The 12276-nt window shown below is 58.6% G+C and carries 1 protein-coding gene; it reads right to left on the bottom strand.

Going from position 1 to position 12276, the window contains the following annotated elements; genetic code table 11:
• Positions 1 to 5: 5 nt before the first annotated feature.
• A complete protein-coding gene (locus V8J88_RS19910; RefSeq protein WP_338846004.1) occupies positions 6 to 12206 on the bottom strand; it encodes an amino acid adenylation domain-containing protein in 12201 nt (4066 codons plus the stop codon).
• Positions 12207 to 12276: the final 70 nt, after the last annotated feature.

The following is a 12276-nucleotide window of genomic DNA, read 5'->3' as shown; positions in this document are numbered from 1 at the left end:
CCGGATCATTCCTCAGCAAGAAGGGCGAGTAATTCGTCTTCTGATAATTGATTGATGTGGTCTTGCAGCGCTAACAGGCTGTGCTGGTCGTATGCGGCAAGTTGTTGTGCGGTGACGTAATCCGCCATTGCCGCCAGCGTGGGATGCTCAAACACGGTGCGCAGAGAAAAATCGACGCCGAATTGCTCCCGCACCCGAATCACCAATTGCACTGCGAGCAGAGAGTGGCCGCCGCTTTGGAAGAAATGAGCTTGTTGACTGACCCTTTGCAAGCCGAGGATTTCGCACCAGATAGCGGCGATCTGCGTTTCCACTCCTTCCAGCGGTGCTTGATAGATTGCATCTTGCGCTTCCAGTTGCGGCGCCGGCAGGCGCTGACGATCCAGTTTGCCATTCGCCGTCAAGGGGAAGTTGTCCATGCAGATGCAGAAATCCGGCGTCATATAGTCAGGCAGCATGCTGCGCAATTGCGCCAGAATGCGGGGGCCATCGGTTTGCGCGCCGGCTTGCAGCGCGACATAGGCGACCAGGGTTGTATTCCCTGGCTGATCTTCGCGCGCCATCACCAGCGCTTCTTGCACCTCAGGCAGGGTGGCCAGTTTGGCTTCGATTTCGCCGGGTTCGATGCGATAGCCACGGATCTTGATCTGCATATCATTGCGGCCGAGATATTCGATATTGCCATCCGGCAGCCAGCGGCCAAGGTCGCCGCTGCGATACATGCGCTGTTGCGGAGTGGCGGAGAAAGGATCGGGCAGGAAGCGTTCCTGCGTCAACTCAGCTTGTCGCCAATAGCCGCGCGTCACGCCCTCGCCGCCGATATAGATTTCACCCGGCACGCCGAGTGGAACCGGTTGCAACTGCGCATCCAGAATATAGATGCTGGTGTTGGCAATTGGTTTACCGATCGGCAAAGCGCCGGGCAGCGCAGCGCCGGGCGCGATGCCATAGGTGGTGGCGAAGGTGGTGGTTTCAGTCGGGCCGTAGCAATGCACCAGGCGGCCGGGCAGACGCTGGCCGAGCACACGCAAGACCGTGCCGAGATCAGCGCGCTCGCCGCCGAATAATAAATATTTGAGTTGTCCGAACACTTGCGCCAGCGGATCGGCGTATTGATTGAAGAGGCCGATGGTCAGGTGCAGCACATTCGCCTGTTCGGCTTGCAGCGTATTGGCGAAAGCGTGCGGATCGAGCAAGGTGTCATGCGCGATCACCAGCAGGCGTGCGCCGTGCAGCAGGGCGGCCCAGATTTCCCAGGTGGCGGCGTCAAAGGCGGGATTGGCGCAATGCACGACGCAATCCTGGGCGGTGATCGGGGCGTACTGTTGGCCCAGCACTAAGCGCATGATATTGCGCTGTTCGACCATCACGCCTTTTGGCTGGCCAGTGGAGCCGGAGGTGTACATCACATACGCCAATTGGGCGGCGCTGGCGGGCAGGGCGGGATTGGCGTCGGACTGGCTTGCCAGCTGCGCGGCAACGCTGTCGAGGCAGAGCAGGCGGTGCGCCGGCCAGTCGGCCAGATCCGCATAGGCGCTTGTGCTGATAACGCTTTGCGGCGCGCTGTCTTGCAGCATGTAATTCAAACGCTGGGCCGGATAGGCCGGGTCGAGCGGGACGTAGGCGGCGCCAGCTTTGAGGGTGGCCAGGATTGCGATCAGCATATCGGCGCTGCGCGGCAGACAAATCGCGACCCGGTCTTCGTTTTGCACGCCGTTTTGCAGCAAAAGATGGGCGAGACGGTTGGCGCGCTGATTCAATTCTGCATACGTGATGCGTTGCTCTTGGAAGATCAATGCCTCAGCCTGCGGCGTTTGGGCGACCTGGGCCTCAAACAATTGCGGCAGTGTGGCGTGGCGCGGGAAGGCGGCCCCGGTGCGGTTGAAGTCGCGGATCAATTGCTGATATTGCTGCGCATTCAGCAAGGGCAGCCGCGCCACAGTCTGATCCCCGTCTTGCGTCATGCCTTCCAGCAGGGTTTGGAATTGCTGCAAGATGCGTTCGACCGTGGCGCGCTCATAAATCGCGCTTTGATACGATAGGCCGAAATTGATCTCATCGCCTTCTTCGACCAAATTGGCGGCCAGCTCAAATTGACTCAGATGATGGGGCGGCTCATTATGCGTGATCTGCAGGCCATGCAGGGCGATATCGTGCTCCCCCGGGGTGTTCAAAAGACCGAAAACCACCTGGAACAGCGGGCTGTAGCTCAAGCTGCGTTCCGGTTGTAAGGCTTCCACCACTTGTTCAAACGGCAGGTCTTGATGGGCGAATGCGGCAATCGTGGTCGTTTTGACCTGTTGCAGCAATTGCGCCACGCTGCAGTCTGGCGGCAGCTGTATGCGCAAGGCCAGTGTGTTGACGAAGAAACCAATGAGTGGCTCCACTTCAGTGCGCTGGCGGTTGGCGACCGGCACGCCGATCACCAGATCGCGCTGGCCGCTGAGGCGCGCCAACAATGCGCCCCAGGCGGCGAACAGGGTCATGAACAGGGTTGCGCCATGGCGTTGCGCCAGCGCCTTGACGCTGCTGCTCAATGTGGCAGGCAGGCGTATGTGCACAGCCGCGCCGGCATAGCTTTGCATGCCCGGGCGCGCCCGGTCGGTTGGCAATTCCAGCAATGGCGGTGCGCCTGCCAGATGTTGCCGCCAGAAGGCGACTTGCTGCGCCAGGTTCGCGCCTTGCAACCAATTGCGTTGCCATACAGCGTAGTCGGCGTACTGAATCGGCAAGGGCGGCAGCGGATTCGGCCCGCCTTGACGGAATGCATTGTAGAGCACACTGAGTTCGTGCACCAACACGCCATTTGACCAGCCATCGGAAATGATATGGTGCTTGACCAGCAGTAAAATATGGTTTTGCGCGTCAAGTTGCAGCAAGGCGGCGCGAATCAGCGGGCCCTGACTGAGCTTGAAACTGTGGTTTAGTGTTTGGCTGCTGATGGCTTCGATTTGCGCAGCTTGTTGGCTTGCCGGCAGATCGCGCAGATCGTACAGCGCCAGCGGAAAACCGCTGTCCGCTGCGGCGATCAATTGCTGCGGGCCATCCGCGCCATCAACAAAGCTGGTGCGCAGGATTTCATGGCGCGCCACCAATTGATCAAGCGCGCGCTGCAAGGCCGCCACATCCAGATTTCCCTTCAGCGTGAAGCTGGAAGGGAGGTGATACGCGGCCCCGGCCTTGCTGTCGAGTTGATCCAGGAACCACAGACGTTGTTGGGCCCAGGACAAGGGCAGCGGGAAAGTGCGATCTGCAGGAAGAATCAGCCCGCCATCACTGGCTTGGGCGGTGGCGATGGCGCGTGCGAAATCGGCCAGGCCGGGATGGGCGAACAGGGTTTGCAGCGGCGCTTCGATGTCATGCGCTTGTCGCAGGCGTGCGATGAATTGCACTGCCAACAGCGAGTGCCCGCCCAATTCAAAGAAATTGTCCTGACGGCCGATTTGCGTCGCGCCCAGCAATTCCTGCCAGATGGCGGCGATCAGGCGCTCCCTGGCGTCCGCCGGCGCTTCAAATGCATGCGTGACGAGCGCGCTTTGATCCGGTTCCGGCAGTGCGCGACGATCCAATTTACCACTTGGGGTCAGTGGAAATTGTTCCAGCGTCACCATGGCGGACGGCAGCATGTAATCCGCCAGTTTGCCAGCCAATTGCGCCCGCAGTTCTGTCAGAGCCAGTTGTGCGCCCGGTTTCGCGATCAAATACGCCACCAGACGTTTTTCGCCAGCCGCGCCGTGTTTGACGCAGACGCATGCCTGCTGTACGCCGCGACATTGCGCCAGATGCGCTTCGATTTCGCTTAATTCAATGCGATAACCGCGTAATTTGATCTGAGTATCGCTACGCCCCTGATATTCGAGATTGCCATCGGCGCGCCAGCACCCCAGGTCGCCCGTTTTGTACATGGTCGCGCCGGGCTCGAATGGATCGGCAAGGAAGCGGCTGGCGCTCAATTCCGCATCAAACAGATAAGCGCGCGCGACCCCGGGGCCGCCAATATAGATTTCTCCGCATACGCCCAGTGGAACGGGTTGCAGATGTTTATCCAACACATAGATACGGGTGTTGCCGATCGGGCGGCCGATTGGAATGCTGGCGCTGCCAGCCGGGTTAGCCGTAATCTCATAAGTGGTGGCGAAAGTGGTGGTTTCAGTCGGGCCGTAGCAGTTCACAAAATGCGCGGGTTGTTGGCCGCTGGCAAAGAGTTTGGCGATCGGGCCGACATCGAGCACATCGCCGCCAGTCAATAAATAGCGCAAGCGGGCAAACGCCGGAGCCAGAGTTTCCGCGTATTGATTGAATAAGCCTATCGTCAGCCACAGCACGCTGACTTCCATTTCCAGCAAGCCTTGCAAGAAGCGTTGCGGCTCCAGCACCGTCTCATGCGGGAAAATGCACAGCGTGGCGCCGTTCAACAAGGCGCCCCAGATTTCCCAGGTGGCGGCGTCAAACGCCGGGTTGGCGCAATGCGCCACTTTGTCTTGTGCACATAATTCGGCGAAGCCGTTGTTGCAGATCAGGCGCAGAATGCTGCGGTGTTCCACCATCACGCCCTTTGGCGCACCGGTCGAACCTGAGGTGTACATCACGCACGCCAGATGGCGCGAGTGCAATCCCTGTGCTGACGCCGGTGGATTTTCTTGCGCCGCGCCTTGTAACAGCGCATCGATTTCTTCCAGCGCCAACAAAGGGAGCGGCAGCCAGGGCAGGCGATCCGCCTGTTCGCTGCGCAGAATGCAGGCGGACGGCGCGGCGTGCTCCAGGGTTTGCATGATGCGCTCCAGCGGGTGGTTGGGATCAAGCGGCAAATAAGCGGCCCCGGCTTTGAGCACTGCGAGCATGCTGACCACCATGTCGATGCCGCGCTCAAGGCAGATGGCGATGCGTTGATCTGGGCCTGCGCCATATGTCAATAAGTGATGGGCGAGCTGATTCGCGCGCCGGTTCAGTTCGGCATAACTCAGACTGTGCCCAGCGCAGCGCAGGGCGATTGCGTGCGGCGTTTGCGCCGCCTGCTGCTCGAATAATTGATGCAGCAAGGCTTGCTCAGGATAGTTGCGCCGAGTCGCGTTAAAACTGTGCAGCAGCATCTCGCTTTGCGCGGCATCCAGCAGCGGCAGGCGGGCAACCGGGGTGTGCGGATCAGCGCACAGCGCGCGCAGCAAGATCTCAAATTGCGCAGCGATACGCTGCACGCTGGCGGTTTCAAATAAATCGCTGGCGAAAACCAATTCCCCGTGCAAACCGTCCGCCTGTTCCGTCAGCAATAAGGACAGGTCAAACTTGGTGTAGGGCTGGAACAGGGTTTTTTCCTGTGCCTGCAGCGCGCCCCATTGCGCCGGGGCGGCGATGTCATTGTTCAGCGTCAGGGAGGCCTGGAAGAGCGGACTGTAGCTCAGGCTGCGCGCCGGCTGCAGTGCTTCCACCACTTGGTCGAAGGGCAGGTTTTGATGCGCGAATGCGGCAATCACACTGTGCTTGACCTGTTGCAGCAAGTCAGCGCCACTGATCTCATCCGGGAGTTGAACGCGCAGCGCCAGCGTATTGACAAAGAAGCCGGGCATCGACTCCAATTCGGTGCGCTGACGGTTGGCCACCGGCGCGCCGATCACCACATCCTGCTGTCCGCTCAGGCGCGACAATAAAACTGACCATGCGCTCAACAAGGTCATGAACAGGGTCGCGCCATGGCTTTGTCCGAATGCCTTGATTTGCGCGCTTAATGCCGCCGGGATGTGAACTTCAATTGCGCCACCGGCATAGGATTGTTGCAACGGGCGCGGATGGTCAGTCGGCAATTCAAGCAAAGGCGGCGCGCCATCCAGGTGTTGGCGCCAGAAATCCATCTGCGCCGCAATAGCAGGGTCTTGCAGCCACTGGCGTTGCCAGAACGCGTAATCGGCGTATTGCAGGCCGGGGGACGGCAGTGGATCGGGCTGATCTGCAGAAAAGGCGCAATACAGCGCGCGCAATTCCTGCACCAGAATGGCGATGGATTCCGCATCGGAGATAATGTGATGCTGCACCAACAACAGGATGTGACGCTCGTTTTCCAATTCCAGCAGATCCGCGCGGATCAGCGGCCCTTGCGCCAGATCGAAAGCTTGCGCGCACAGACGCTCCAGCAATGCCGCTTGCGCCGCCTGCTGTGCTGCGGCGGGCAGCGGGCGCAGGTCATGCCGGCGCAGCCGCAGCCCGGTTTGTGCTGGCATGATCTGTAAGTACGCCTGTCCGGCGTGTTCGCCAAAGCTGCTGCGCAATACTTCGTGGCGTGCGATTAGCGCGTCAAGGGCGGCTTGCATGGCCCCGATTTGCAAGGGTCCGTACAAGTCAAAGCACAGCGCCATATTGTAGGCCGCGCTGGCCCCGCCACCCATGCGGTCGAGGAACCAGAGCCGTTGTTGCTCCCAGGATAAGGGCAGGGCTTGATCACGCGGTGCGGCCAGGATAGGCATGTGCTGCAGCGCGCCGCTGTGCTCCAGCCGGGTGGCCAGTGCGCGCACGCTGGGACTGTTGAAGACATCGCGCAATTCGATCCCAAGTTGCAGTTTTTGCCGTACCCGGGCCACCAGACGCACCGCCAGCAGGGAATGTCCGCCAAGACCGAAGAAGCTCTCGCTGACGCTGACTTGCGGCACATCCAGCAATTCAGCATAGATTTCGCTCAAGGCCGCTTCGAGTGGCGTGCGGGCTGCTTCGAGCGGCCCGGCGGCCCCCCCGGTTTGCGCATCTGGCAGAGCTGCATAGTCAGTTTTACCGTTCATGGTTCTGGGCAAACATTCCAGCACGATGATGTGCGCCGGGCACATGTATTCCGGCAAGCTCCGGCGCAGCTGCTCCAGGATGGCCGTACAATCCGCGCCGGCTTGTGGCGTGCTGCTGATATAGGCGATCAGTTTGGCTTCCCCATGAGGCGTATGGCGCAGCGTAACTGCGGCGTCCCGGACTTGCGGGCAGTCCAGCAAGGCCGCTTCGATTTCACCCAATTCGATACGGTAACCGCGCAACTTGACCTGATTATCGAGCCGGCCGATGAATGCAATCTGGCCATCCGCCAGCCAGCGCGCATAGTCGCCGCTGCGGTACATGCGCCCACCCGGCGTAAAGGGATTCGGCAGGAAGCGTTCGCGGTTCAATTCCTCCTGCTGCATATAGCCGCTGGCGACGCCGGCTCCGCCAATATATAACTCGCCCGCCACCCCGATTGGAACTGGCTGCATGTGCGGATCCAGGATGTAGACCTGCACGTTGGCGAGCGGTCGGCCGATCGAAATCCGCTGTTGTGGATCGGCGGAGCAGCGCTGCCAGGTGGCGCAGACCGTGGCCTCAGTTGGGCCGTAGCAATTGTAGACAGCATGCGTTTGCGCCAGCCTTTGCAAGACGGCCGGAGCGATTGCTTCGCCGCCGGTGATGATGGTGACGCCCGGCGGCACAACATCTTGCTCGCCCAGCGCGCGCAACAAAGTTGAAGGCAGATGGGCATGTGTGACGCCAAAGCGCTGCAGCGTCTCGCGCAGCGCTGGGCCTGGCAGTAAATCAGTGCGGCTGGCGATGCACAGGCTGGCGCCGCTGCACAGGGTGAGTGTGATTTCAGAAACGCTGACGTCAAAACCGATGGAAGCGAATTGCAGCATGCGCTGGCCCGGACATAATCCGAATTCCTGAATCAGCGCTTGCGTCAGATTGAGCAAACCGGCGTGATGGTTCATCACCCCCTTCGGTTTGCCGGTCGAGCCTGAGGTGTAAATCAGATAGGCGGTAGGTGATTCTGCCGCGCGCCATTCGAGTACAGGTGCGGTGGCGCTGAATTCGCTTAATTCCGGCCAGACATGCTCGAACAACATCAGAGTTTGCGTCGCCCCGTGCAGTTTTTCTTCCAGACCGCCATGGCACAGCAGCAGGCTGGCCGCGCTATCGTGCAGCATATATTGCAAACGTTCCTGCGGATGCATGCTGTCGAGCGGGACATACACCGCACCGGCTTTCCAGAGCGCCAGCAGGCTGACGATCAATTGCCAGCTTGGCGGCATGCAGAGTGCAACCCGCTCACCCTGCTGCAAGCCGTGCGCCAGCAGATAATGCGCAAATTGATTTGCTTTTTGATTCAGCTCGCCATAGCTGATGCTGAAACCATCTTGCATGATCGCGCATTGCGCAGGCTGTGCTGCGGCTTGCTGTTCAAACAATTCCTGAATTGCGCCAAAGCGCGCAAAACTTGGCCGGTGGGCATTGAATTGATGCAAAACCAAGTCCCGATGAGGCTCATCGAGCCAGGCCAGGCGGCTGATTTCCTGATCTTCCTGCGTGAGCATATCCTGCAATATGCTGCGCCAGAGTTGCAGCAAGCGTTCGATGCTGTTGCGTTCAAACAGATCGCTTGCGTATTCCAGTTCGCCACGCAAACCTTGCGCCACGGGCGTGATGGAAAGCCCCAGATCGCTGCGCGCCGCTTGCGTCGGCAGCGCCTGTTCCTGCAGCATGAGATCACCGAGTTTGCCGCTTTCCAGCATTGGCGCATTGTTCAAGGTCAACAGAGTTTGGAACAGCGGGTTATAACTCATGCTGCGCGCCGGCTGCACCGCTTCCACGATATGGTCGAAAGGCGTGGTTTGATGCGCCAGGGCGTTGAGCAGATTATCCTTGACCTGCTGCAGCAGGGTATTGACGCGCATGCCCGCTTGCAATTGGATGCGCAGCGGCAGCGTATTGACAAAGAAACCCGGCAGCGCTTCCAGCTCAGCCTGGTTGCGGTTGGCGACGGGGACGCCAATCACAATATCATTTTGCCCACTCATGCGCGACATCAATATGCCCCACGATAGCAAAAGGCTCATGTAGAGCGTGACGCCATGCTGTTGAGAGAAATCGTGCAGCTTTGTCGATAATGTCGCCGGCAGCATGATTTCCACTGTCTCGCCACGGAAACTTTGTTGCGCCGGGCGCGGGTGGTCGCTTGGCAACTCAAGCAGCGGAGTGACGTTGTGCAGATGATTGCGCCAGTACTCCAGATGCCGGGCAAAGTCCGCACTGCGTTCCTGACTGCGCTGCCATACAGCGTAATCGGCGTATTGCAGCTTGAGCGGTGGCAGGGGATTCGCCAGATTCTGGCGGAAAGCGTCGTACAGTGCATCCAATTCCTGCAGCAGCAGGCTGACCGACCAGCCATCAGAAATGATGTGATGCTGCACCAGAATCAGCAGATGTTCTGCCTCGGACAACTGCAGCAGGCGGGCGCGGATCAAGGGGCCTTGCGCCAAATCAAACAGCGCCCCGATTTCATCCTGGCAGTGGTATTGCACGGCCAGACTTTGTTCGTGGCCGCTTAAAGTACGCAAATCATGCCGGCTGAGTGCAAATGCGCGCGGCGCCAGAATCTGTTGTCGAGGTTCGCCGTCCGCATCCACAAATACGGTGCGCAGAATTTCATGGCGCGCCAGCAGGGCATCAAGCGCTGCTTGCAATGCGGGTAACTCTAGATGGCCTTGCAGGCGCAAGCCGGTGGGCATGTTGTAGGCAGCGCCGGCGGCGCTGTCTAAGCGGTCGAGAAACCATAAACGTAATTGAGGCCAGGATAGCGGCAAATCTTGTGTGCGGGCAGCGCCTTGTAAGACAGGCAAGACGGCATCGCTATGCTGCGCTGTCAAAAGCGCCATAGCGGCCAGGGTGGGCGCAGCGAAGACATCGCGCAAATGCAACTCCACACCCAGACGCTGGCGCAGGCGGGCGACCAGTTGCAGCGCAATCAGGGAATTGCCGCCCAATTCAAAGAAGTGCTCGTGGCGCCCGATCTGCGGCAGATGCAGCAGTTCACGCCATGTCTCAGCAAGCATGTTTTCCAGCTCACCTTGTGGCGCGATGTAGTCGCGTGCAATGCTTGACTGTGCATCTGGCGCAGGCAATGCTTTGCGGTCGAGCTTGCCATTTGGCGTCAGTGGAAATTGCGGCATTTGCACGAATGCAGACGGAATCATGAATTCAGCCAGATTTTCGGACAAAGCCTGGCGCAAACTTGCCGCATCCATCTGTTCGCCAGCAAACATGACAACATAGGCAACCAGGCGCTTGTCGCCTGGCGTATCTTCGCGCGCCAGCACGACGGTTTCGCGCACCCCCGGACACTGCAGCAAGCGGGCTTCAATTTCACCCAGTTCAATCCGGAAACCACGTAACTTAACCTGGAAATCATTGCGTCCCAGGTACTCAAGTACGCCATCTTCAAGCCAACGTCCCAGGTCGCCTGTTTTGTACAGACACGCGCCAGGACGGCTGCTGAATGGGTCGGGGATGAAGCGTTCTGCGGTTAACTCCGGCCGGTTCAAATAGCCGCGCCCGACAGCGATGCCGCCAATGTAAATCTCACCAGTCACATTCAGTGGCGTCGGTTGCATATGCTGATCCAGCACATACATTTGGTTATTCGCAATCGGCCGGCCAATTGGCACGATGCCATTGTAGCTATCCGGCCGACAATGTATTGCGGTGACTTCAATTGAGGCTTCAGTCGGGCCGTACAGATTATGCAATTCGACATGCGGATTGCGTTCGTAGAAAGCCTGTTGCAGTGCGTAAGGCAAAGCTTCGCCGCAACACAGCACGCGGCGCAGGCAAGCAGGGGCTGCGCTGCTGCTATGATGCAAAAATACTTGCAGCATTGACGGCACAAAATGCATCAGCGTGACGCCGGCCTGTTGTACCAGCTGTCGCAGATAAGCCGGATCTTTATGTCCCCCTGGGCGCGCCATCACCAGTTGTGCGCCGGAAATCAAGGGCAGGAAAAATTCCCATACCGAGACATCAAAACCGAACGGCGTTTTTTGCATGATGCGGTCATGCGGGCCAATGCCATATGTTTCTTGCGCCCATTGCAGACGATTCGCCACCCCGTCATGTTGATTCATTGTCCCCTTGGGCTGACCGGTTGAACCTGAGGTGTAAATCACATACGCCAAATGCCGTGGCAGTAAATTTTCGACGACTGGATTATGTTCCGCCAAACCGTTTGTTAAATCTAATTCATCCAATAACAACATTGGCGCCGTGGTATGCAGCATCGCTTGTAAAGCTCGGCTGGTCAAAACAGACATTGGCGCACTGTCCGCCAGCATGTATGAGATCCGTTCGTGCGGATAAGATGGTTCCAGCGGGACATATGCGCCACCGGCTTTCAATACCGCCATCAGACCGATCACCATCTCAAAGCTGCGCTCCAGACAGAGCGCGACGCGTTTGTCAGGGCCCACGCCCAGGCTGCGCAGATGGTGCGCCAGGCGATTGGCGCGCCGGTTCAACTCATCATACGTCAGGCTCTGTTCTTCAAATCGGACGGCGATGGCGTGTGGGGTGCGCGCTACTTGTTCTTCAAACATTGCGTGCAGCAAGGCTGGCTGTGGATAGTCGCGCCGGGTGTCGTTGAAGGTGTGCAGCAGTTGGTTTTTTTGCGCAGTGTCCAGTAATGCCAGGCGCGTGACTGGCATGTCTTGATCGGCGCACATGGCGCTGAGTAAAGTCTGGAATTGCTGTGCAATACGCAGGATGCCGTTGCTTGTGAATAAATCACTGGCATAGATCAGCGCCCCATGCAATTCGCCCGCTGTTTCGGACAGCCGCAAAGACAGATCCAGATTTTCGTAGGGAGTGGTCGAAATTTGTCCCTGAGTATTGTCCGATTCACTGCTGCTCAGATGCAGTAAGGTTTGAAAAATGGGATTGAAACTCACACTGTGTGGCACATGCATCGCTGCTGCGAGTTGCACTGCCGGCAGAGCTGGATGCGCGCATGCTGCATTGGTGGTTTGTTTTACTTGTTGCAATAAATTCGTGGTGTTAATCGCGTCATCCAGGCGAATACGCACCGGCCATGGATTGGCGGTTTCGTCCGGTGTGGTGTGTGGCGCTGCGCCAATCACCAGATCCGCTTGACCACTCAGTCGGGCTAATAAGCTGCCCCATGCAGTCAGCAATACGATGAACAGGGTTACGCCATGGCGTTGCGCCAGCGCTTGGACTTGCGTATTCAATTCAAACGGAATCCGTATTTGCTGGATTGCGCAGGAATTGCTTGCTTGGGATGGGCGCGTATAGTCGCATGGCAACTCCAGCAAAGGTGGTGCGCCGGCCAGGCTGGCGCGCCAGAAATCAGCCTGATCAGCGTTGCTTACGGCGGGGATATCCTGTGAAACTTGTGCGCTGTTTGTATGAACTTGCATATTCTGATCCTGTTCCATGTTTTGACTTGTCTTGTGCGCCGGGAGAGATTGCCGGACTGTTGAGATGGCT

Origin of the sequence: Massilia sp. W12 (assembly GCF_037300705.1) — a bacterium.
Taxonomy (GTDB): Bacteria; Pseudomonadota; Gammaproteobacteria; order Burkholderiales; family Burkholderiaceae_D; genus JACPVY01.
Note: the sequence above shows the minus strand (reverse complement) of the source record. Positions and strands in the feature narration are given on the sequence as shown.

What these genes read in the sequence shown, in the direction of transcription:
- V8J88_RS19910 (WP_338846004.1), bottom strand. Translation starts at nt 12,206, where the DNA reads ATGCAAGTTCATACAAACAGCGCACAAGTTTCACAGGATATCCCCGCC.